The organism is Oleiharenicola lentus (genome assembly GCF_004118375.1).
Lineage (GTDB): Bacteria > Verrucomicrobiota > Verrucomicrobiia > Opitutales > Opitutaceae > Lacunisphaera > Lacunisphaera lenta.
This window is the reverse complement of the sequence record NZ_SDHX01000001.1, coordinates 795,570-816,225: the sequence shown is the minus strand read 5'-3', so window position 1 is coordinate 816,225 and position 20,656 is coordinate 795,570. Positions and strand designations below refer to the sequence as shown.

The 20,656-nt window shown below is 67.3% G+C and carries 20 protein-coding genes; 4 read left to right on the top strand and 16 right to left on the bottom strand.

Features of this window, described 5'->3' with window-relative positions; all coding sequences use genetic code 11:
• Nucleotides 1–66 precede the first annotated feature (66 nt).
• The gene (locus ESB00_RS03280; RefSeq protein ID WP_129046298.1) at nt 67–717 is read left to right on the top strand and encodes a ClpP family protease; all 651 of its coding nucleotides are present in this window, start codon (nt 67–69) and stop codon (nt 715–717) included.
• Between the two features lie 122 nt (nt 718–839).
• Here the strand turns inward: ESB00_RS03280 and ESB00_RS03275 are convergent, their stop codons facing one another.
• From ESB00_RS03275 to aroB, 9 genes are all read right to left on the bottom strand, one after another.
• Nucleotides 840–2,225: a TIGR03790 family protein gene (locus ESB00_RS03275; protein WP_129046297.1), complete on the bottom strand. Its 1,386-nt coding sequence runs from the start codon at nt 2,223–2,225 to the stop codon at nt 840–842.
• Nucleotides 2,222–2,593, bottom strand: coding sequence for a fluoride efflux transporter CrcB (gene crcB, locus ESB00_RS03270; protein WP_129046296.1), 372 nt, complete (start codon nt 2,591–2,593; stop codon nt 2,222–2,224). The genes ESB00_RS03275 and crcB overlap by 4 nt, the downstream gene beginning before the upstream one ends.
• A gap of 5 nt (nt 2,594–2,598) precedes the next feature.
• A complete protein-coding gene (locus tag ESB00_RS03265) occupies nt 2,599–3,774 on the bottom strand; it encodes an N-acetylmuramoyl-L-alanine amidase family protein (RefSeq protein ID WP_164976000.1) in 1,176 nt (391 codons plus the stop codon).
• A 17-nt stretch (nt 3,775–3,791) separates the two neighbouring features.
• Nucleotides 3,792–4,466 carry a translation initiation factor IF-3 gene (infC, locus tag ESB00_RS03260; protein ID WP_129046294.1) on the bottom strand — a complete coding sequence of 225 codons (675 nt, stop codon included), beginning with the start codon at nt 4,464–4,466 and terminating at the stop codon, nt 3,792–3,794.
• Between the two features lie 89 nt (nt 4,467–4,555).
• Nucleotides 4,556–4,936, bottom strand: coding sequence for a HesB/IscA family protein (locus ESB00_RS03255; RefSeq protein ID WP_129046293.1), 381 nt, complete (start codon nt 4,934–4,936; stop codon nt 4,556–4,558).
• A 10-nt stretch (nt 4,937–4,946) separates the two neighbouring features.
• Nucleotides 4,947–5,867: a 4-hydroxythreonine-4-phosphate dehydrogenase PdxA gene (gene pdxA, locus ESB00_RS03250; RefSeq protein ID WP_129046292.1), complete on the bottom strand. Its 921-nt coding sequence runs from the start codon at nt 5,865–5,867 to the stop codon at nt 4,947–4,949.
• On the bottom strand, nt 5,864–6,613 hold the full coding sequence (lpxA, locus tag ESB00_RS03245; protein WP_129046291.1) for an acyl-ACP--UDP-N-acetylglucosamine O-acyltransferase: 750 nt from the start codon (nt 6,611–6,613) through the stop codon (nt 5,864–5,866). Before lpxA ends, pdxA begins: the two co-directional genes overlap by 4 nt.
• The gene (locus ESB00_RS03240) at nt 6,613–7,236 is read right to left on the bottom strand and encodes a hypothetical protein (protein WP_129046290.1); all 624 of its coding nucleotides are present in this window, start codon (nt 7,234–7,236) and stop codon (nt 6,613–6,615) included. Before ESB00_RS03240 ends, lpxA begins: the two co-directional genes overlap by 1 nt.
• A gap of 104 nt (nt 7,237–7,340) precedes the next feature.
• Nucleotides 7,341–8,426: a 3-dehydroquinate synthase gene (gene aroB / locus ESB00_RS03235; RefSeq protein ID WP_129046289.1), complete on the bottom strand. Its 1,086-nt coding sequence runs from the start codon at nt 8,424–8,426 to the stop codon at nt 7,341–7,343.
• A 128-nt stretch (nt 8,427–8,554) separates the two neighbouring features.
• Here aroB and ESB00_RS03230 point away from each other — a divergent pair, with 128 nt between their 5' ends.
• The 3 genes from ESB00_RS03230 to ESB00_RS19540 all read left to right on the top strand — a co-directional run bounded on the left by ESB00_RS03230 (nt 8,555) and on the right by ESB00_RS19540 (nt 15,384).
• A complete protein-coding gene (locus ESB00_RS03230; protein ID WP_129046288.1) occupies nt 8,555–10,705 on the top strand; it encodes a TonB-dependent receptor in 2,151 nt (716 codons plus the stop codon).
• A gap of 21 nt (nt 10,706–10,726) precedes the next feature.
• Nucleotides 10,727–11,893, top strand: coding sequence for a PepSY-associated TM helix domain-containing protein (locus ESB00_RS03225; RefSeq protein WP_129046287.1), 1,167 nt, complete (start codon nt 10,727–10,729; stop codon nt 11,891–11,893).
• A 194-nt stretch (nt 11,894–12,087) separates the two neighbouring features.
• The gene (locus ESB00_RS19540) at nt 12,088–15,384 is read left to right on the top strand and encodes a beta strand repeat-containing protein (protein WP_164975999.1); all 3,297 of its coding nucleotides are present in this window, start codon (nt 12,088–12,090) and stop codon (nt 15,382–15,384) included.
• A gap of 297 nt (nt 15,385–15,681) precedes the next feature.
• On the opposite strand, the gene ESB00_RS03215 is transcribed toward ESB00_RS19540, so the two are convergent.
• Genes ESB00_RS03215 through gspG form a run of 7 tightly spaced genes read right to left on the bottom strand, consistent with a single transcriptional unit; the run spans nt 15,682 to nt 20,655 of the window.
• On the bottom strand, nt 15,682–16,212 hold the full coding sequence (locus tag ESB00_RS03215; RefSeq protein ID WP_129046286.1) for a hypothetical protein: 531 nt from the start codon (nt 16,210–16,212) through the stop codon (nt 15,682–15,684).
• A complete protein-coding gene (locus ESB00_RS03210; RefSeq protein ID WP_129046285.1) occupies nt 16,209–17,354 on the bottom strand; it encodes a hypothetical protein in 1,146 nt (381 codons plus the stop codon). The genes ESB00_RS03215 and ESB00_RS03210 overlap by 4 nt, the downstream gene beginning before the upstream one ends.
• Before the next feature lie 9 nt (nt 17,355–17,363).
• Nucleotides 17,364–18,434: a type II secretion system minor pseudopilin gene (locus tag ESB00_RS03205; protein WP_164975998.1), complete on the bottom strand. Its 1,071-nt coding sequence runs from the start codon at nt 18,432–18,434 to the stop codon at nt 17,364–17,366.
• On the bottom strand, nt 18,434–19,102 hold the full coding sequence (locus tag ESB00_RS03200; protein ID WP_129046283.1) for a prepilin-type N-terminal cleavage/methylation domain-containing protein: 669 nt from the start codon (nt 19,100–19,102) through the stop codon (nt 18,434–18,436). Before ESB00_RS03200 ends, ESB00_RS03205 begins: the two co-directional genes overlap by 1 nt.
• Complete coding sequence (locus ESB00_RS03195) at nt 19,099–19,599, bottom strand: prepilin-type N-terminal cleavage/methylation domain-containing protein (RefSeq protein WP_218938672.1); 501 nt, start codon at nt 19,597–19,599, stop codon at nt 19,099–19,101. Before ESB00_RS03195 ends, ESB00_RS03200 begins: the two co-directional genes overlap by 4 nt.
• Before the next feature lie 59 nt (nt 19,600–19,658).
• Nucleotides 19,659–20,204: a pilus assembly FimT family protein gene (locus ESB00_RS03190; protein WP_129046281.1), complete on the bottom strand. Its 546-nt coding sequence runs from the start codon at nt 20,202–20,204 to the stop codon at nt 19,659–19,661.
• Nucleotides 20,205–20,226: 22 nt separating this feature from the next.
• Nucleotides 20,227–20,655 carry a type II secretion system major pseudopilin GspG gene (gene gspG, locus ESB00_RS03185; protein ID WP_129046280.1) on the bottom strand — a complete coding sequence of 143 codons (429 nt, stop codon included), beginning with the start codon at nt 20,653–20,655 and terminating at the stop codon, nt 20,227–20,229.
• Nucleotide 20,656: the final 1 nt, after the last annotated feature.

The window sequence follows — 20,656 nt, the reverse complement described above, 5'->3', positions numbered from 1 at the left end:
CCTCCCGACCGACTTGTGAGCAAAAACTACTCGCAAAACCGGCCCGGCCAGATTCCCTCCCTAACCATGTCCGCCCACAATCTCTCCCGCGAATACCAGAGCCCGGTTGTCCCCCGTTTTGACGACGACGAAGACGACGAGCGCGAGGAAGCCTCCGCCAAGTCGCCTGCGCCCGTCGGCGCCCTCATCCAGAAGAAATTCCTCGAACAGCGGAAAATTTTCCTGTGGGGTGCGGTCACCGACCAGTCGGCCAAGGACCTCACCGAGAAGCTGCTCTACCTCGAGGCCATCGCGCCCGGCCAGCCGATCACTTTCTACATGAACACGCCCGGCGGCTCCATCACGGCCGGCATGGCGGTTTACGACACCATCAAGCTCATCAGCTCCCCCGTGACGGTCGTGGTCACCGGCATGGCCGCCTCGATGGGCTCGATCCTCCTCTCCTCGGCGAAGAAGGGCAACCGCTACATCTACCCGCATGCCCGCGTGCTCATCCACCAGCCGCTCATCACCGGCCGCATGGTGGGTCCCGCCTCCGACATCAACATCCAGGCAAAGGAAATGGAGAAGCTCCGCGCCGAGCTGAACCAGATCCTCGCCAATGCCTCGGGCCAGTCCATCGAGAAGGTCACCAAGGATTCCGACCGCGATTACTACCTCAATGCCGAGGAAGCCATCGCCTACGGCCTCGCCGATCACATCGTGGAAAAGATCTGATCGCGCCGGTCAATCCCGCCGATCTCCCGCCCGCCGCCCGGCGGGCTTTTTTATTGGCCGGGTGCCTGGCCTCACCGGTTGGCACCCGCGGTTGCGCGCGGCGCACGTTTCGCCGCTTTGCCTTACTTCACCAACACGGTCGGAGACGAAGGTGCTTCCGGGGTCTCCAACTTTTTCAACCGTTGCGCCACCTCCTCTTCCAAGCGCACATCGCCCGCGGCCCGCGCGGAACGCAGGGCCGCGCGCGCCAACCCGATCGCCTCGGTGAACTGGCCGCGCAACGCCAGCAGGTTTGACTGCCGCAGCCGCACCAGGGCGGCCAGCTCAGGGATGAGCAGGTCAACCCGTTCCAACTGTTCCTCCAGCCCGGCCTTGAACGGCCGGTAGAGCGGGTCACCGACCGCCACCGCCTGCCAGCTCAGCACCGGCAGCGCATAGTAGGAGGCGTCGCCGAAATTGCGTCCTTCGCTCAGGGCGCGCAGCAACAGGCTGGGCCGGTGGGTGAATTCGAGGAAGGGCTCGAACACGTTGCCCACCGTCGCCGTGACGCCCCGCGCCACGAGCGGACCACACCAACCCTCGGCCGGAGCGTGCAGCGTGCGCGCCGAATAACTGTGGATGTGCACGGCCACCGCCCCGGCCGGAAAGGCGAAGCCCTCTTTGGCGAAAGGGCCGTTGAGATTGTCCGCATACCAGCCGAAGTAGAAGACCGGCAGGTCGAATCGGGCCTCGGACGGAAGCGTGGCCGCGGTCTCTTCGGTGTCACCGGGGAATCCCAACGCCTCAAGCTGCCGGTGCACGGTCTGGAGCCACTTGTCGCCCTCGGCATGCGGTCCGCGCAGGTCGAGGTAGTAGCGCCCGATCAGGCCGCTGCGTTCCGCCGCCAGGGCCGAGGAGACCAGCCGCCGCGCGCTTTCCCAGGTGGGACCGTCGAGGCGCGTGACCTTCACCACCTGGGCGGCATCGAGCGTCAGCGGTCCGCGCTGGGCGAACAACGGGTTGCCCACGAGTCCGGCTATCTCGTGATTGCCCAGGGCGAGCAGGCTGAGTTCTGCATCCACCGCAGCTTCGTTGCGGTTGAACTGCTCGAGGATCTGCACGCCATCCTTGAGCCGGGGCAAAGTCGGGTCGTGGTGGATGCGCAGCGGCACGCCACGACAGGTGACGAGGTAGGAGATGCGATGGCCGCTCGGGGCGTAGCGCCGGCGCCCGAACGGGTCGAGCAGGCTGCTGGCCGTGCCCTCGATCCAACCCCGCCGGTATAGCTCGTCCTGCAACGGCCGCCAGACCTCGTCGATGAACTGCCGCCAGGTGATGCTTTCCTCCACCGGCAGCGGCAGCGCAATGACATTGGTTTCCGGAATGTCCCGCTGCTCGGTATAGAACCGCGCCAGCGCGACGGACTCCGGCTGGCGGGAGTTGGCCAGGACGATGAGCCGCGCCGACAGCTCGTCACCGCGGGCCAGCGAAAGCCCCAGCAGACCCAGCAGCCAGAGGATCCGTTTCATACCCGCCCCAGGCGGAATCCCAGCCAGACCGCGAACAGGCAGAGCGCGACCGACAGCAGCACGTTGGCTGCGGCGGCGCCCCAATGGCCCTTCGTCATCTGGTCGAGCGTCTGCCAGCTGAAGGTGGAAAACGTGGTGAACCCGCCGCAGAAACCCACGGCCCAGAGGCTGCGCACGGACGAGGCTGCCGGCTGCTCGGCCGGACCGAAGCGCACCATCAGCCAGCCGATGAGAAAAGAGCCGGCGACGTTGACCAGCAGCGTGGCCCAGGGAAACCGCGCCGGCAGCGCCAGCGCGATCAACGCCCGCGCCACCGAACCGGCCGCGCCGCCAAGGGCAATAAGGAGCAGCGAGCTGGCGAGATGCATGACGCCTATTTGGCCGGAGGCGGCGGCGCACGCAAGGCGGCGATCAGCGCCGCATACGACTGCACGCCCTCGGCGATCGACTCGGCGATCTGCTGACGAAACTCCGGCGTGCCCACCCGGGCGGCCTCCTTGTCGTTGGAAAGGTAAGCGGCCTCCAGCAGCGCCGCCGGACACTCGGGCAGGAGCAGCACCCGCAGCCGTCCGCGCTTGAAACCGCGGTCGGAGGTCTTGAGCCCGGCCAGCATGGCGCGATGCAGCTGGTAACCGAGCACGACGTTGGCCGTGTCCTGCCGGTTGGCGGGAAAGGCGGTGTTGGTGAGCGAGTCGCCGCTGTTGTCCGTGCTCGACCACTGGAACTGCGGGGTGAGCACATAGGTCTCGGTGCCGGTGACGCGCGCGGCATCCTTGGGCTCGACGGCGTTGAAATGAATGCTGAGAAAGAGGTCGGCCTTCGCGTCCCGGGAGACTGCGGCGCGGCGGTCCAGATCGGCGCGCTGCTCGTTGGCGAGCCGATCGTCCTTTTCGCGCGTGAGCCGGATCGTGTAGCCGCGCAGCTCGAGCAGTTTCTTGAGCCGGAGCACGACATCGAGCGTCATGTCCTTCTCGTCGAGCTTGAGCTTGAGGTTCTGCTTGCCGGGGTCGTTGCCGCCGTGGCCGGCGTCGATCACGATAGTCCTGGGCGGCGCCGCCGGCAGGAAGGCGAGATGGTCCTCCGGCCGGAGCAGGGGCCCGATGGTCTTGATGACATCCAATCGCGTGACCCAGAGCCCGGCGCGGTGCAGCAGCGCGGAACGGCCCAGGAAGACGCGCACGCCATCGAGATAAAAATCGCGCTGGTTCGCCTCGAAGCGGAAACGCACGCCGCGCGCGTCGGAGAGCGTCAGCTCCGCGCCGGGTTTGCTCCACGCGGTCTTCAGCCGGAAGTGCGCGGCGACATCATCGAGCTTCACCCACTCGACACCCTGGATCTTGGTGAAGGGCCAGAGATGGGCCGGCCGCGCGGGCGCGGGCCGCGGTGCGGCCTCGGGTGATGGGGCGTTGGGCTGCGCCGCCGGCTTGGTCGCGGACGCCGAGGCCGGCGGAGCGGGCGGGACCGACGGCGGTTTTCCCGGCGCCGAGGCGCAGGCGGCCAGGGTCAGGAGGCCGAGCACAAACAGGCCGCGTGCCGAGTGCCGCGCCATGGCGACGGTCCGCCGGTTCATTCCGCCGCGGGCGGCGCGGAGGGCTGCTCGGGGGCATGGCCGTGCTCAACCGGAGCTTGGCCGTGCTCGCGCACATGGAGCTTGGGCTTGCGCTTGTTCGCCGGGAGCGGCGAGAGCATGACGTTGATCTGCTTGCCGGTGAGCTTCGGCTCGGCGTCGGGGTGCCCCATGGTGGAGAGCTCCTCCAGCGCCTTCTTCATCAGGTCGAAGCCCATCTCGGGATGAGCCATCTCGCGGCCGCGGAATTTCAGGCGGAGCTTCACCTTGTTGCCATGGTCGAGGAACTCCTCGGCGTGGCGGAGCTTGGTGTTGAAATCGCCCTTCTCGATGCGGACGGTGAACTCGATCTCCTTGAGCTTCGTGCCCGCGGGCTTGTTGTGCGCGTGCTTCTTCTGCTCCTCGTAAACGTATTTGCCGAAATCCATGATGCGGCACACGGGCGGCGTGGCGGCGGCGGCGACCTCGACCAGATCCAGGTTGAACTGCAGCGCGAGCGCGATGGCCTTCGGCGTGTCCATGATGCCGAGCTGGCGGCCTTCGGGACTGATCACGCGGACCTGGGGCGACTTGATGCGATGATTGCGGCGGATGGCCGCATAGGGGTCGTTGTTACGACGCGGATCGCGATTGTAGGGGAGGCGGCCGCCAGGCGAGGGAGAGGATAGTGCCATTCAGTTGGTTTTGCTGTTCAGGTATGTCGGGGAGGACGTTTTGCCCCGGGGACGGACAATGACAACACCTATTTCCAGAGGGAAAATCGTCACACGCTGAAGCTCTCGCCGCAGGAACAGGAGGCCTTGGCGTTGGGGTTGGTGAACTTGAAGCCGCCGCCGATCATCTTGTCCGAATAGTCGAGCACGGTGCCCTTGAGGTAGAGGGCGGTCTTGGCGTCCACCAGGGTGGGCACACCGGCGCTGCGGACGAGGATGTCGCCGCGCTTGGGTTCCGGGGCGAAACGCAGCTTGTAGCTCAAGCCGTTGCAACCGCCCCCGGTGATGGCAATGCGCAGGTAATCGCCGGCGCGGTCCCGGGCGATGAGGGCCGCCACCTTGGCGCCGGCGGACGCGGTCAGGCGCACGAGGTTCTCGTTGCCTTCGCGGACGCCCTCGGCGGGCGGCGGGACTGTGGTGGCGGTACTCAAACGTCCCCACTTATGCCCCGGACCGGAGTTTAATCAAGCGCCGGGCCACTTCCACCGCATTGGCAAAACTGCGCGGGCTGGCCTTCCCCTGCCCCGCGATGCCGAAGGCCGTGCCGTGGTCGGGGCTCGTGCGCACGAAGGGCAAGCCGAGGGAAACGTTCACCGCTTCGTCAAAGTCCACGGTCTTGAGCGGCGCGAGCCCCTGGTCGTGGTAGAGGGCGACCACCACGTCGAACTCCCCGCGCAGGGCCCGCGCAAAGAGCGTGTCGCCCGGCTGGCACAGCGACAACCCGGGAAACTCCGGCTGAAGGTGCTCCAGCGCCGGATTGAGAAAATCTTTTTCCTCGTAGCCCAGCAGCCCGCCTTCGCCGGCGTGCGGGTTGAGTCCGCAGACACCGATGCGCGGCACGGCGATGCCGTCGGCCCGCGCCAGTTCGGCGGCGGCCGCGACCGTGCGGTGCAACAGGTGCGGCCCGAGCGCCCGCCCGACCTGATGCAGCGGGATGTGCCACGTCGCAAGGGCCACGCGCAGCCGGCCGCCGCAAAAGCCCATGACCGGATCGCCGCCCCAGCTCGCGGCAAAGAACTCCGTCTGCCCCGGATGCGGGTAGCCGATGGCGGCAAGCCGCTCCTTGCTGACCGGACCGGTGACGACGCCCGAAAATTCCCCCGCTTGCGTGCCTAGGGCGGCGCGCTCCATCGCCGCCCAAGCGACGAGGGCGCCGTCGCCGTCGGGCCGGCCGGGCGTGGCGGCAAAATCCTCCAGCCCCACCGCCACCTTTTGCGGACCGGTCGGGAGCGAATCGAGCCAGCGTTGCGGACCAATCACCGCGACCTCCGTCCTTCCCGCGGGCTGCGCCGCCAGCCATGCGGCGATGATCTCGGGGCCGACCCCGGCGGGGTCGCCACAGGTGAGCGCGAGGGGTTTCATTCCACGTCCTCGGAAGCGGCCCCGCCGAGCGCCGGCCGCGCAAAGCCGCGCTTGCCACCGGCGAAAAACTCCAGGAACCGCCGCGCCTCGGCACTGCGCACCCCGGCCGCCAGGCGCGCAGCGGCAAGCTTCCGCGGATCGCCGCCGACAAAGACGGCGCGATAGCCGTCCTTTAGCTCGGCAATGGCCTCGCGGGCAACGCCGCGGCGCTTGAGGCCGATCAGGTTCAGCCCCGACACCTCGTTGCGTTCGGCCACGAGCAGAAACGAGGCAAGGTCCTGCGTGATGCGCGCGAGACCCGCGACCATCACACCCTCGCCGATGCGGCAAAACTGATGCACGCCGGCCCCGCCGCCGAGAAAGGTGAAATCGCCCACGTCCACGTGCCCGCCGAGCATGACATTGGTCGCGAAGACCACGTCGTTGCCCACGGTGCAATCATGGCCCACATGCGCGTTCGCCATCAGGAAGCAGCGCGCCCCGACCACCGTGTCCTTGCCCGCGTAGATGGAGCGGTTGATGGAGGCGTGCTCACGGATGACGGTGCCCGCACCGATGCGGGTGCCGCTCACCGTGGCGGGGTCGAATTTCAGGAAGTTCGGATCGCCGCCCACGACCGCGAACGGATGCACGGCGACGCCTTCGCCCAGCACGGTACCGCGTTTGACGACGGCATAGGGATGGATCACGCAACCGGCGCCCAGCTGCACGCCGTCCTCCACGATGGCGGTCGGGTGGATGTTCATCAGTCGTTGCCGCGCGGGCGCTTCGTGGGGAGCAGGTCCATCTGCGGGTCCACGAGCAGGTCGTAGTTCTTCAGGATGCGGATGAGCTGCAGCGTGTCGCTCTTGCCGTAGTTGCGGTTCAGCTCCACGCGCTCGATCAGGTCGAGCAGCATGGCGCGGAAGGAAATCACCGCGTCCACGCCGGCCTCCTTGAGCATCGCCACCGCCTGCGAGCGGAAAGGCTCGGCCGTGGGCAGGCCGGGCAGCACAAGGATCTTGGTGAGCGTTTCCTTCGTCTCCTCGTTGGTCTCGGGAAAGAACCGCGAAGCCTCCTTCAGCACGTTTTGCTCGAGGAAGCGGAAAATCTCCGGCTGGTTGCGCAGCGTGCTGGGCGTGAAGCGGCCGGCCGCGTGCCAGCCCTTGATGCTAACGACCGCGCGCTGCACGAAGGGCAACTCGTTCGGAAAGAGGAAAAAGTCCGGCTTGCGCGAGCCGCGCTGCCAGCCCGGATTGAAGACCAGCAGGTCGATGACCTCCTCGCCGACGCCACGCTTGGCGCCCAAGGTGTATTTGCGAGCTTGGCGCACAAAAAAACCAGCCTGCTCGAAATACTCGCGGACAATGCCTTCGTCGATGGCGGACATTAGGGATATTTGATTTTGGATTCTCGATTCTCGATTCTCGATTGATTTTCCGGGAATCCGAAGGACCAGCAGTAAATCAAAAATCGAGAATCTAAAATCCCAAATTACGTGGCCCCCACTTCGCGCCAGACGGCCTCGACCGTGGACGGCGCGATGCCCGAGCGGGTGGCGGCGCGGCCGAGCGACGGCATGACCACGAAGCGCACGCCGTCGGCGCGGTTCTTCTTGTCCCGGGTGGTGGCGTTCTGGAGTTCGGCCAGCGGCAGCGGACCGCGGAGACGGATCGGAAGGTTGTGCGCGGCGACGGTTTTCTCGACCCGGGTAATGTCCTCCGGCGTGAGCAGGCCGAGCTTGTGCGAGAGGCGCGCGGCTGCGGCCAGCCCGATGGCGACGCCTTCGCCATGCAGGTAGGTCGTGTAACCCGTCACCTGCTCGACCGCGTGGCCGAAGGTGTGACCGAGGTTCAGCAACGCCCGGCCGCCCTCGGGGGCGCGCTCGAATTCGTCGGCCTTCACGATCTCGGCCTTCAGCTGGCAACAGCGACGGATCACATCCGCCAGCTCGGTGCTGCGGGCGTCCACCGGCTTTTGCTCCAGCTGGGCAAAGAGCGCGGCGTCGCCCAGCAGGCCGTATTTGACGATCTCGGCCATGCCGGCGGCGAATTCGCGCGGCGGGAGCGTCTGGAGAAACTCGCGCCCAATGAAGACCGCCTTCGGGTGGTGGAACGCACCGACGAGATTCTTGCCCGCCGTGAGATTGATGCCGGTCTTGCCTCCGACCGAGCTGTCCACCATCGCCAGCAGCGTGGTCGGCACCTGGACATAGCTGATGCCCCGCAGGTAGCTCGCGGCGGAGTAGCCGCCGAGGTCGCCCACCACCCCGCCGCCGACCACCCACAACACGCCTTGACGGTTCACGCGGTTCGCCGCGAGGAAATCGAGCACCTTGCCGAAGGTCTCCAAGCATTTCGTGCGCTCACCCGCCGGCACGATCAAACGCGGCGTTGCACCGAAGGTATCGGCCAGAAACTTCGACTGCGCGCGCGCCACGCCGTCGTCCGTCAGCAGGATGTTGCTGCGTCCAGCCGCCACGTTGGTCGCCAACATCTCCCGAATCGCCGCCGAGGCATCGGACGGGAAATGAATCGGATAACTTTTTTCGCCCAGATCGACGGCGAGGTCACTTGTCATAGATACCTTAGAAACCAGCTACTTGCACAAGTCAATACCGGGTCATTAGAGAATCTTGAGACGAATTCTCAAAATCATTGTTGACTAGAGACTGTGTCTCAATCTTAACGAGAACGAATCTCACTTCCATGCGCTCAGCTCCTTCTCAAGCCCTGTTTCGCAAAGCCTTCGCCTCCACCGCGGGCGTTGTAATCGCCGCCACCGGCTTTGCTTTGGCCGATCACACACCCAGTTACCTGCCTCCCGCCAATGAGATCCTTCATCTCGACAAGCTTGAGGTGACCGGCTCGCAGGCCGAGGACAGCTACGCGATTCAGCGCAGCATCACGGCCACCAAGACCGATACCGCACTGGTGGATGTGCCGCAGTCCATTTCGGTGATTACGCGCGAACTCATTACCGACCAAGCCATGCTCAGCATCGGCGACGTCACCCGCTATGTCCCCGGCGTGGGTATTGCCCAGGGCGAGGGCAACCGCGACACCCCCGTCATGCGCGGCAACAGCACAACCGCCGACTTCTTCGTGGATGGCGTGCGCGACGACGTCCAATACCTGCGCGACCTCTACAACGTGGACCGCGTCGAGGTCCTGAAGGGACCCAACGCCATGATCTTCGGCCGCGGCGGCTCCGGCGGGCTCCTCAACCGCGTGACCAAGCAGGCCCACGGCCGCGAGCTCCGTGAACTCACCCTGCAGGCCGGCTCCGACTCCCACTTCCGCGCCACGCTCGACTACGGCTCCGCCGCCACCAACGCCTTCGCCTACCGCCTCAGCGGTCTCTACGAGGACAGCGAAAGCTACCGCGACGGCTTCACGCTGAAGCGCCACGGCCTGAACCCGACCTTCGCCTGGTCCGTCGCCCCGGCCACGACGCTGCGCTTCGGCTACGAATATTTCCACGATGAGCGCGTCGCCGACCGCGGGGTCTCGTCGTTCCAAGGCCGCCCGCTCGTCACCGACGCTTCGGTGTTTTTCGGCGACCCGGCGCAGAGCCCCGTCGAGGCCACGGTCAATTCCACTTTCGCCGTCTTGGAACACCGCTTCGGCCGCGGAGTCACCCTGCGCAACCACACGCGCTACAGCGTCTATGACAAGTTCTACCAAAACATCTTCCCCGGCGCCGTGAACGCCACCGCCACCACCGTTGCCCTCTCTGCCTACAACCAGGCTACCGACCGCGAAAACTTCTTCAACCAGACCGACCTCGAGTTCTTCGCCGAGACCGGCACCGTGAAGCACCACTTTCTCACCGGCCTTGAGGTCGCGCGCCAGGAAACCGACAACGTGCGCCTCACCGGTTACTTCGAGACCGTCAGCCCGACCACCACCTCCATCAGCGTCGCGCTCGCCAACCCGCGCACCACCCTGCCCGTCTCGTTCCGCCCGAGCGCCACCGACGCCAACAACCATGGCGTCGCGAAGACTTTCGCCGTGTATGCGCAGGACCAGGTCACGCTCCTCCCGCAGCTTCAGGCCATCGCCGGCCTCCGCTACGAGCGCTTCACGGTGGACTTCCTGAACAACCGCACCGGCGCCGCCCTCGACAGCGCCGACGAAATGCTCTCGCCCCGCGCCGGTCTCGTGTTCAAGCCCGCCAGCAACGTCTCCGTTTACGCCAGCTACACCATGTCGTTCGTCCCCCGCGCCGGCGAGCAACTGGCCTCGCTCACCGCGACCAACCGCGCTTTCGACCCCGAGGAGTTCAACAATAAGGAGATCGGCGTGAAGTGGGACCTGCGCCCCGACCTCGCCTTTACCGCCGCCGTCTATCGCCTCGACCGCACCAACGTCGTCATCACCGACCCCGCCGACTCCACCAAGTCCCTCCTCGTGGACGGCCAGCGCGCCGAGGGCGTCGAGCTCGGCCTCACCGGCCGCCTCACCAAGAACTGGAGCGTCTCCGGCGGCTACGCCTACCAGGACGGCGAAATCCTGACCACCCAGTCGGCCACCGTTGTCGCCGGCCGCCGCCTCGCGCAGCTCCCGCGCCACACGCTCTCGCTGTGGAACCGCTACGACTTCAACCGCACCTTCGGCCTCGGCCTTGGCGCGATCTACCGCGACACCATCTTCGCCTCGGCCGACAACACCGTCACACTGCCCTCCTTCGTGCGCCTCGACGCCGCGGTGTTTTACCGGCTCAACGACCGTTTCCGGGCCCAGCTCAACGTCGAGAACATCCTCGACCGCCACTACTACGCCTCGGCTCACAGCAACAACAACATCACGCCCGGCTCGCCCCGTGCCTTCCGTGTGAGCCTGACGACCTCGTTCTAAGCGACCCACGCCAGTCCGCGCATGTCCACGCTCCGCTCCGTCCTTTTCTGGCTCCATCTCGCCGCCGGCGTCATCTGCGGTCTCGTGATCGCCGTGCTCTGCTTCACGGGCACGGCCCTCGCCTTCGAGAAGGAACTGATCGCCTGGGCCGAGCGCGACGCGCGGCAGGTCGCCGCTCCCGTCCCCGGCACGCCGCGCCTGGGCGTGGAAGAACTCGCCAGCCGCCTGCGGACGGCCTTCCCCGACGCCAAACCCGGCAACATCGTCGTGTCGCGCGACCCGCTCACCGCAGTCGCATTCACCGTCAGCCGCACCGAGGGCTATCACGTCAATCCCTACACGGGCGAGGTGCGCCAGACCGCGTCCTATGCGATGGGCCGCTTCATGCAGACGATGTTCGAGTGGCACCGCTACCTGGGATTCTCCGGCGAGAAATCCCGCCCCAACGGCAAGCTCGTGACCGGCATCGCCAACATTGTGTTCTGCTTCCTCGCCGTTTCGGGCCTCGTGCTGTGGTGGCCGCGAACGCTCTCGTGGCGTGCGCTTCGTCCTGGCATCTGGTTCACGCAAAACACCTCGGCGCGCGCGCGTGATTGGAACTGGCACAACGTCCTCGGCTTCTGGTCCGCCCCCGTGCTGATCGGCCTCACGCTCACGGCCATGCCGATCTCTTTCCCCTGGGCCGCGAAACTCACCTACACGCTCACCGGCACGCCGCTGCCCGCCAGCGGCCCGCAGAGCAGCGGCGCCCCGCCGCCGGCCGCCACCGTGCCCGCACCGGCCGTCGGCGCGAAAGCCGTTTCCCGTGACGTCCTGCTCGCCACCGTAGAGCGCGAAATGCCTGGATGGTCGAGCGTCAGCTTCCGTTTCGCCCACCGGCCCGATCCCGCCAAGCCTACGGCCGCGATCTTCACCGTGCGCGAACCGGGCACTTGGCCGCGCACGGCGGCCACCACGCTCCAATTTGATCCCTTCACCGGCGCGTTGCTCCAACGCGACGGCTACGCCGACCTCTCCGCCGCCCGCAAGGTGCGCGCCTGGACCCGCTTCCTCCATACCGGCGAAGCGCTTGGCCCATGGGCTCAAGCCATCGCCGGCCTCGCCTCCCTCGCTGGCGTTGTGCTCGCCTACACCGGCGTCGCCCTCGCTTGCCGCCGTCTGCTCGGCCGCAAGCCGGCCAAAAGCTAGGTCATCTTCTTCGTCCGCCGCCGTGCGTTCCCCGGAGTCCTCCGTGCGGTAAAAAGTAAAGTGTAAGAGAGTATCGGGGCAGGCCCCGGGCCGGCGGCGGACGGAAATGTGGCCCAGCGTCCCTCGGAATATATCCGCTCGCCTGGGCGCGGCGAAATCGGCAGGGTTGGATTCAACCAACAGACCTCGTTTCCATGCGCCCGACCTGTTCCACCCGTCTCTTGCTGTTGGTTGCCGCCGGTCTGGCGGGGGCCATCCGACTCTCGGCCCAGTTCACTTACACCTGGAACAACGGCACGATTCCCGCCTCGCTGCTCACTTCCGGGCAGTCGATGCTCATCACGACGAGCGCGGAGCACGATTTCAATGCGGTCGCGGTGACCAACCAGGGCACGATCGAGTGGGCGGAGGGTCGCCTCCGCTCCGGCAATGGCGGCAGCATTTCCAATCAGGGCATCTGGAACGACACCGGCACCAGCACCCTCGGCGCCACCAGCGCCGGCGCCTCGGCCTTCAAGAACGACTACGGCGGCGCCTACGGCTTCACCAACACTGCGACGGGCACCTACAACAAGTCCGGCTCAGGCCACACCCACTTCTTCGACGTCGGCTTCACCAACGACGGCGCCGTCAATGTCACCGCCGGCATCCTCTACCTGAACGGCGGCGGCACCAACACCGGCACCATGGTCACCGCCTCCGGCGCGAGCACGGTGTTCACCAACAGCTACACCCTCGCCACCGGTTCCGCGCTGACGGGCGCGGGCACCTACCAGCTCGCCGGCGGCACGCTCACCGCCAGCGGCATCGTCACGGTTTCCAACCTCAGCCTCACGGGCGGCACGCTCGGCGGCACCCACACCTTCACGAGCTCCGCCCTCGACTGGAACAGCGGCAACTGGAACGGCATCGCCATCACCACCCTCGGCTCCGGCACCACCCTCGCGATCACCAGCGGCAACGAACACGACTTCGACGGACGCGATCTCTTCAACCAGGGCACCGTCAACTGGTCCGGCGGACGCCTCCGCTCGGGCAACGGCGGCAGCATCGTCAACGACGGTCTCTGGAACGACACCGGCACCAGCGTGCTCGGCGGCACCGTCGCCGGCGCCAGCGCCTTCAAGAACGACTACGGCGGCGCCTACGGTTTTTCCAACTCCGCCACCGGCACCTACACCAAGTCCGGCACCGGCACCACGACCTTCCAGGATGTCGGATTCAACAACGCCGGTATCGTCAACGTCAACGCCGGCACGCTCGTGCTCAGCGGTGGCGGCACCAACACCGGCACCATCGCCACCGCCTCCGGCGCCACCCTCAGTCTCGTCAATAGCTACACCCTCGACACCGGCTCCACCCTCACGGGCACCGGCACCATCCAGGCCACCGGCGGCACCCTCACGCTCAACAACAGCGTCACCCTCTCCCATCTCCTTCTCAACGGCGCGACCCTGGCCGGCACCCACTCGTGGAACGGCACCGTCACCTGGAGCACCGGCAACTGGAACACCGCCGGCACCACCACCAACCCGACGGGCAGCATCCTCAACATCAGCGGCCCCGCCGAGCACGACTTCGATACCCGCGACCTCGTCAACGCCGGCACCATCAACTGGAGCGCCGGCCGTCTCCGCTCCGGCAATGGCGGCAGCATCCTCAACCAGGGCCAGTGGAACGACACCGGCACCAGCGGCCTTTCGGGCAACAGCCCTGGCGCGAGTTCCTTCAAGAACGACTACGGCGGCAGCTACACCTTCACCAACGCCGCCGGTGCCACCTACACCAAATCCGGCTCCGGCAACACCATCTTCACGGACGTCGCGCTCACCAACGACGGCACGATGAACGTGACCGCCGGTATGCTCTACCTCGTGGCCGGCGGCACCAACAACGGCACCATCACGACCGGCGCCGGCGCAACCCTCACCTTTGGCAACGGCTTCACGCTGGCCAACGGCTCCAGCCTGCTGGGCGCCGGCACGATCGAGACCTACGGCGGCGCCATCACCCTCACCGGCACGGTCAACCTCAGCCACCTGCAGGTTTATAGTGCCACCCTCGCGGGCACCCACAGCCTCGCCGGCACCGTGACCTGGAACACCGGCGATTTCAACACCACCGGTACCACCACCAACCTCGCGGGCAGCACCTTCAACATCGCAACGGCCGCCGAGCACGATTTCAACACCCGCGACTTCGTCAACCAGGGCACGGTCAACTGGACCGCCGGCCGTCTCCGCTCCGGCAACGACGGCAGCATCGTGAATCAGGGCCAGTGGAATGACACCGGCACCAGCTCGCTGGGTGCCACCTCCTCCGGCGCCTCTGCCTTCAAGAACGACTACGGCGGCACCTACACCTTCACCAACGCCGCCGGCGCCACCTACAACAAGACCGGCTCCGGCAACACCCACTTCCAGGACGTCCCCCTTCTCAACGACGGTGCGATCAGCGTGCAAAGCGGCAATCTCTTCCTCAACGGCGGCGGCACGAACGTGGGCACGATGGTCACCGCCTCCGGGGCAAACACGGTCTTCAGCAACAGTTACACCCTCGCGACCGGTTCGTCGCTCACCGGCGCCGGCCTCTACCAGGCCACCGGCGGCACCCTGACGGTCAACGGCACGGTCACCGTCTCCCATCTCACCCACACGGGCGGCACCTTGGTCGGCACGCACACCTTTGCCAACTCGGCGCTGACCTGGAACGGAAGCGACTGGAACTCCGCCGGCACCACCACCCTCGGCACCGGCACCACGCTCACCGTCAGCGGCACCGCCGAACGCGACTTCAACACCCGGATCCTCGTCAACCAGGGCACGCTCAGCTGGACCGGCGGACGCTTCCGCTCGGGCAACGGCGGCAGCATCACCAACGAGGGGCTCTGGCACGACCTCGGCACCAGCACCGCGCCCGGCACCAGCGCCGGCGCCAGCGCCTTCAAGAACGACTATGGCGGCGCCTACACCTTCACCAACGCTGCCAGCGGCACCTACCACAAGGCCGGCACCGGCCTCACCACCTTCCAGGATGTCGGCGTGAGCAACGCCGGCGAGATTCACACCGACGCCGGCACGCTGAGCTTTGTCGCCGGCCTCTCGCTCGCTCCCACCAGCGTTCTCAGTTTCAGCCTCGGCGGCACGACCGCCGGCACCGACTACGGCCTCGTGGCCGTCAGCAGCGCCCTCGTCCTCAGCGGTTCGCTGGCCCTCGATTTCTCCGGCGGCTTCCAAAACTCGATCCTCGGCGCCAACACCTTCACGCTCCTGAACTCCGGCGCCACCCTCACCGGCAGCTTCGCCAACGTCGCCAACGGCCAGCGCCTCTGGACCGCCGACGGCTTCGGCTCCTTCGAAGTCCACTACGGCGCCGCCAGCATCTTCTCCCCCAGCAGCCTCGTCCTCGCCAACTTCGAAGCCGTCCCCGAGCCCACGACCTGGCTGCTGCTTGCGCTGGGCCTGATTCCGCTCTGGCGCCGTCGGGCGTGAGGATGCCAAATTTAGCCCCCTGATCGTTTGACTGTAGTGACGACCGGGACCGCCTTCGCTGGCACATAACGCCTGCCGATGTGTAAGATTTCCCCCTCTTGATCTGTCCCGACCTCCCGCGCACCAATGTTCGTATTACGAACATTGCTCCCTCGTTTCACTCTGGGGCCCCCAGCGGATGTTCGTAATACGAACATTGGTGACTAGAAGGCAGTGAGCCTGCCGGTAGGCTTAATCAGATTCCCCAGTGGAGAAGCGCCTTCCTCGAAGCAGCGTCTTCTAGACTCTAACTTTGACTCACTTGCCCGCTTCAGACTTCGCCGCTTCGACCGCATACACGCGGAACACGGCGTTGACCATGCCGGGGGTGGCGCGGTCGGCGGAGATCGTGCACTGGTCGATGCCGACGTAGGGCGCGCGGGACATCACGCCTTCGTAGAAACGGAGCAGGCCGGCCATGTCCACGCGGCGGAAAGTGACCTGCAGGCTGTGCAACGAAAAGGTGTCGGTGCGGTCCGTGCGCTGCGCGCCCATCTCGACGGACAGCCCCTGCGCGAGCCGGTTGACCTCGGCGAAGGCCTGCGCGGCGTTCATCGTCTTGCCGGTGTCGAGGCGGCTCGCCACCTCGGCGGTGCGCTGCGTGACGGTTGCTTCCTGGGAAAGCCACAGGCGCTGCACCTCGGCGTCGGCCTGGAGCGACGACCACGCCTGCACATTGCCGCGCACGCGGGTGATGAGTTCGGAACCCCACCAGACGGCGCCGATGGCCACGAAGACCAGCATCAGCAGCCGCTCGCGGAGCAGCCGTTCGTTGAAAAACTTTTTCATCGCGCGCCCCCCTGCCCGGCGAAACCTGGCTTGAAGGTGACGGCGACGAGGAAAGTCGTGCGCCCGCCGCTCGTGCGCAGGTCGCGCAGCTCGACCTTTTCGACCGCGGCGATGCTCGCCAGCGCCTGCTCGTAGGCCTGCGGATCGGCGGCGTTTCCGGTCTGGGCCTCGATCTCGAGCTGCCGCGGATTGGTGCTCGCCGTCGAGGCGCGGAGAAATTCCAGCGTCTTGGGCCGCGCCTCGTTGATCAGCGCAATCATCTCGAAGGGCCGCAGGCTCTGCCCGGCGAGCTGTTCGAGCCGGGTGACGACATCGCTGGCCTGGCGGAGGCGCTGCACGGCGGCATCGCCGGCCTCCAGCTTCGCGCGCTGGCGGCCGAGCACCGCCTTGGAAATCTGCAGGCCCGCTTCGCCCAGCACGCAGGCGGCAAGCAACGCGGCGGCGGCGGCAAACGCGAACCACAGGCGCCGGTCGCGCGTGCGGCGGCCGGTCTGGGCGGCGAGGTCGGCCTTGTCGCGCACGTCCATCGCGCGCAGCTCGGCGGGAGAGAACGCGGCCTTGCGGTCGCGCAGCGTGAGCGCGAGGCCCTCCTTCTCCAGCGGGGCGGCGACGGGGTCGCCCTGGAAATGTTTCACGGACGCCGTCGGCGCGCCGAGGCGTTGCCGGGCCTCGTTGGCCAGTTCATCCGCCACGGCACCGGCGGCGCGCTCGCCGATGTCGCGGGCCAGCACGCCGGCGGGCACCGGACCCGCGCCGTCCCAGAGAATCGCGGCCACGTTGCCGGAGCTCTCGTGCAGCCAGACCTCGGCCGAGGCCGGGGCGGCCTGCCGGGCCAGGACGACGAAACCCGGGAGCACGGCGTCGGCGTCGCTCCAGCGCGCGGTGTCGTCGGCGGTGAAATTCTTGCGGTAGGCAGCGAACACCAGCGCCTGCGTGCCGTCGGCCGAGGGGCAGTGCCCGTGGTAAAGCTGGCCGGGCGCAAAGGGCCCGATGGTTTCGAGCGCCAGCTCGGCCTGGGCGGCGGCGTCCTGTCCGGCCACGAGCGGGATGCGGCGCACGAAAAACTTGGTCGCCGGCAGCAGCACCGTGCCGCCGCGGGAGGCGGGGACGGGAGGCGGGCCGGAGGGAGCGGGCTTGGACATGGGCGGGGTTCAGGAGCCGTCGTTCTCACGAAGTTCCAGAATCTGGAACGGGTAGTCCAACCTTTTGCGCGGATTGTTCCGCACGGAAGCGGGAGCCGACGCGGTTTGTTGCTCGCCGGCCTGGCGCGCCTCGGTGCGGGCGGCCCGGCCGGGGGCGACTCCGCCGGGGCGCCCGACCCAGGCGTCGAGCCGCTGCTCACGTCCGCCGAAGCGCACGCGCACGACCACATGCAGGCACTGCGCCTCGGTGCCGAGGCCCGGCGGAGTGGCGTCGCGGCCCCACGCGCCGGCCAGCTCGGCGGGCGAGCGGTAGAAGGACGAGCCGAGCGCCTTTTCGCGGCGCGAGGCCTCGATGGCGGCCACGCGGCTGCGGTCAAGCCCGTGCGCGAGCAGCGCGTCGCCGACGGCGGAGTTCACGTTGGTCGAATTGAAGGAAAACAGCGAGGCCCCGGCGCGGAAGCGCTGCCCCACTTCGTTCCACCGGCCGTGCTCGTCGAAAAACACCTCACGCACCGCCGGAATCGCGCGCAGCTCCTCGAAGGAACGCAGCGCCCGCTGCGGCGCGGCGTAGGGCAGCGGCGCGGTCGGGTATTCCAACACGTCGCCTTCCAGCGAGACGTGATCGGGCTTGGTCCACGTCAGCAGCGCGTCCACCACTCGGTCGGTGGAGGTCGCCGGGCAGCCCACGGCCTCGAGGTAGGCGGTGAGTTTTTCCTCATCCGCGCGCGGGAGTGAAAGCTTGCCGGTCTCGTCCGCGACCGTGACCTCGGCTGTCATGCCCTCGGTGGGCACATACTCCATCAGCTCCAGCGGACGGTCCCAGCCCTCCGACACGTCGTGCAAGCCTTCGCCCACGGCCGCGCGGTCGGCGAGCACGGCGAGCGTGGCCTCCAGCGCGGAAAACGCCTCCTCGCGCAAATCGGCGCGCTTGGCGGCTTTGGCCTCCGCGGCCAGATCCACGGCCGCCCGGTCCATGAGGCGCGTGATGAGAAACGCCGCCAGCAGGATGATGCCGAGCACGAAGATCACCACGGAACCGCGGCGGCGGGAAGCAACGAAACTGGCAACGCGCGCACTCATCAGAAAACCGGCGGGCTGCCGCTGTAGGGCAGCATGAGCTCGCGCTCCGCCTCGAAGGCATCCTGCTTGAAGCTGAGCACGAGGCGGTCGGGCAGGAGCCATTCGCCGTTGTTGTTTTTCCGCAGCTGCAGCTCCGTGCGCCAGGTGCCGCTGGTCGGGTCCTGATAGGCGTAGCGCAGCTGCGCCACGAGCGGCGATACCACGGCGGCGCGCGGGGGCTTTTCGTCGGCGTCCTCCTCCAGCAGCGACTGCCAGTAGAGCACCAGCCCGCGCTCGCGCACGACCGCGAGGTGGCAGCGCACCTCGGGCAGCGGCTCGCCGGGCCACTCCATCAGCCGGTCACCCTCGAGCAGCTCGAAGCCGAGCAGGTTTTCCACCGGGCCGCTGGCGGGCCGCACCTCGCGGATGGCAAAGGGCTCGGCCACGCCCACCGCGCCGCGCGGCCACACGGCCCGGCGCAGCAGCGACTCGACGTGGCGCGTGACAGCGTTCACGTGCTGCTCGAACAGGCGCTTCTCGCCACCCCGCCCCCAGATCGCGCCCATCGAGAACACGAAGGTCAGCAGCGCCGTCATGAGCAGCGTGAGCAAGGCCAACGCGAGCAGCAGCTCGATCAGAGTGAAACCGCGCCGACCCGTGGTCCTGATCCCGGAGTCACAAATTTTCACAACCGTTCCTCCTGCGCCATGCGCTGGCGCGTTTGCTCGCGCAGGCGGTCGCGCTCGCCGGGCTCCGACCAGGCCGGGCGGAGCAGGTAAATGGTCTGCGTGCGTTGCCACGTCTCGGTGCCGTTGCCGCCGGGGGCATCGGCCTCGATCGTGAGGCGAAACAGGTCGGCGATGTCGGTCGGCTCGATCAGGGCCTTCCAGGTGAGCGTGCGCCCGTCGGGCAGACCCACGCGACCGCCTTCCTCCACCTTTTCCTTCTCGGCTTCGCTGAGCACGACGGTGCGCAGGAGCTTCCAGTGCTCCTCCAGCTGCTGCTCGGCGCCGAGCGTGCGGTAGCTGCCGAGGATGTTGAGGTAGGCCACCGAGAGCACGACGGCCGCGAGCGCGAAAATCGCCAGGCTCACCAGCACCTCGATGAGGGTGAAACCGCGGCGCGGGCGGGATGCAGGCGAAGGGGATTGAACCGCAGGGTCGGCGCTGGCGCCGACCTCACGCACGAGGTCGGACCAAGGTCCGACCCTGCGCCCAATCCGACAAACTGAATCCCGGAGCGGCTTCATGGCGAGGTCGTAGCACGCACGATGGGCGCGGCGGTCCAAGGGTCGAGCTCGAGGCGGCTGACGCGACCCTCGGCGTCGGTCAGCTGCACACGGAAGCGGTCGGTCGTGCCGTCGGCGTGGAAGCGCACCGCCGGCAGCGCGCCCGTGCCGACGAGCTGGCCGCCGATGAGGACGGTGTCGTTCGATTCGGCGGGCAGGAACTCGAGATTTTTCCCCGGCCAGGCCAGACTGCGCTCGGCGCCGGCAACGGGACCCGACCAGATGAGGCGCTGCTCCTTTTCGTCGAAACGCATCGTGACGACGACATCCTCCTGCACGGCCTGGAGCCGCGCAGCCTGCACCGCTTCCCAAAAAATATCGGCCGGTGTGCGCTGCCGGGAGCGGAAGAGGTCGTTGCCGCCGCTGATGAACAGGCCCGCCACGAGCCCGAGCAGGGCGATCGCGAGGATGACCTCCAGCACGGTAAATGCGCGCCGGCCGGGCGCGGCGCGGTGCGGGGAGATTTGCAGCCGGCCCAAGCTGCGCCGTGTGCGACCGGTCATGCGCAGGAGACGGCCCGGTGGTTCACCAGTTACCGATGTCGTCCTCGGTGCCTTCCGTCTTGTCGAATCCCTTGGAGAAAAGGTCGTAGCTGCCCTTGTTATGCGTGCCCGGGAATCGGTATTGATAGGGCTGGCCGTAGGGATCCGGCTGCATCTGGTTGCCGGGGATGTCGAGGTAAGGCCCCTTCCAATTGGCGGAGCCGTTGGCCGGGGCGCTGATCAGCGCGTTGAGTCCTTCCGCGGTGCTCGGGTAGCTGCCGGTGTCGAGGCGGTAGCGCTCGAGCGCGGTCTTGAGCGAGTCGCGGACAAAGATCTTCGCAACCGTCGCCTGGCCGCCGGTGAAGATGCCGTCGGTTTTGGTGATGAGAAGCGTGGCCAGCAGCGCGAGGATGCCGACCATGACGATGACTTCGATGAGGGTGAAGGCGCGGAGGCGGCGGTTGGGGCGCATG

Bases quoted from the DNA above. Each gene is read 5' to 3' on its own strand.
- lpxA (WP_129046291.1), bottom strand. From the start codon at position 6,613: ATGAACATCCACCCGACCGCCATCGTGGAGGACGGCGTGCAGCTGGGC.
- ESB00_RS03265 (WP_164976000.1), bottom strand. From the start codon at position 3,774: ATGGCGCGGCACTCGGCACGCGGCCTGTTTGTGCTCGGCCTCCTGACC.
- infC (WP_129046294.1), bottom strand. From the start codon at position 4,466: ATGGCACTATCCTCTCCCTCGCCTGGCGGCCGCCTCCCCTACAATCGC.
- crcB (WP_129046296.1), bottom strand. From the start codon at position 2,593: ATGCATCTCGCCAGCTCGCTGCTCCTTATTGCCCTTGGCGGCGCGGCC.
- ESB00_RS19540 (WP_164975999.1), top strand. From the start codon at position 12,088: ATGCGCCCGACCTGTTCCACCCGTCTCTTGCTGTTGGTTGCCGCCGGT.
- ESB00_RS03205 (WP_164975998.1), bottom strand. From the start codon at position 18,434: ATGAGTGCGCGCGTTGCCAGTTTCGTTGCTTCCCGCCGCCGCGGTTCC.
- ESB00_RS03280 (WP_129046298.1), top strand. From the start codon at position 67: ATGTCCGCCCACAATCTCTCCCGCGAATACCAGAGCCCGGTTGTCCCC.
- gspG (WP_129046280.1), bottom strand. From the start codon at position 20,655: ATGCGCCCCAACCGCCGCCTCCGCGCCTTCACCCTCATCGAAGTCATC.
- pdxA (WP_129046292.1), bottom strand. From the start codon at position 5,867: ATGAAACCCCTCGCGCTCACCTGTGGCGACCCCGCCGGGGTCGGCCCC.
- ESB00_RS03215 (WP_129046286.1), bottom strand. From the start codon at position 16,212: ATGAAAAAGTTTTTCAACGAACGGCTGCTCCGCGAGCGGCTGCTGATG.
- ESB00_RS03275 (WP_129046297.1), bottom strand. From the start codon at position 2,225: ATGAAACGGATCCTCTGGCTGCTGGGTCTGCTGGGGCTTTCGCTGGCC.
- aroB (WP_129046289.1), bottom strand. From the start codon at position 8,426: ATGACAAGTGACCTCGCCGTCGATCTGGGCGAAAAAAGTTATCCGATT.
- ESB00_RS03225 (WP_129046287.1), top strand. From the start codon at position 10,727: ATGTCCACGCTCCGCTCCGTCCTTTTCTGGCTCCATCTCGCCGCCGGC.
- ESB00_RS03210 (WP_129046285.1), bottom strand. From the start codon at position 17,354: ATGTCCAAGCCCGCTCCCTCCGGCCCGCCTCCCGTCCCCGCCTCCCGC.
- ESB00_RS03190 (WP_129046281.1), bottom strand. From the start codon at position 20,204: ATGACCGGTCGCACACGGCGCAGCTTGGGCCGGCTGCAAATCTCCCCG.
- ESB00_RS03230 (WP_129046288.1), top strand. From the start codon at position 8,555: ATGCGCTCAGCTCCTTCTCAAGCCCTGTTTCGCAAAGCCTTCGCCTCC.
- ESB00_RS03240 (WP_129046290.1), bottom strand. From the start codon at position 7,236: ATGTCCGCCATCGACGAAGGCATTGTCCGCGAGTATTTCGAGCAGGCT.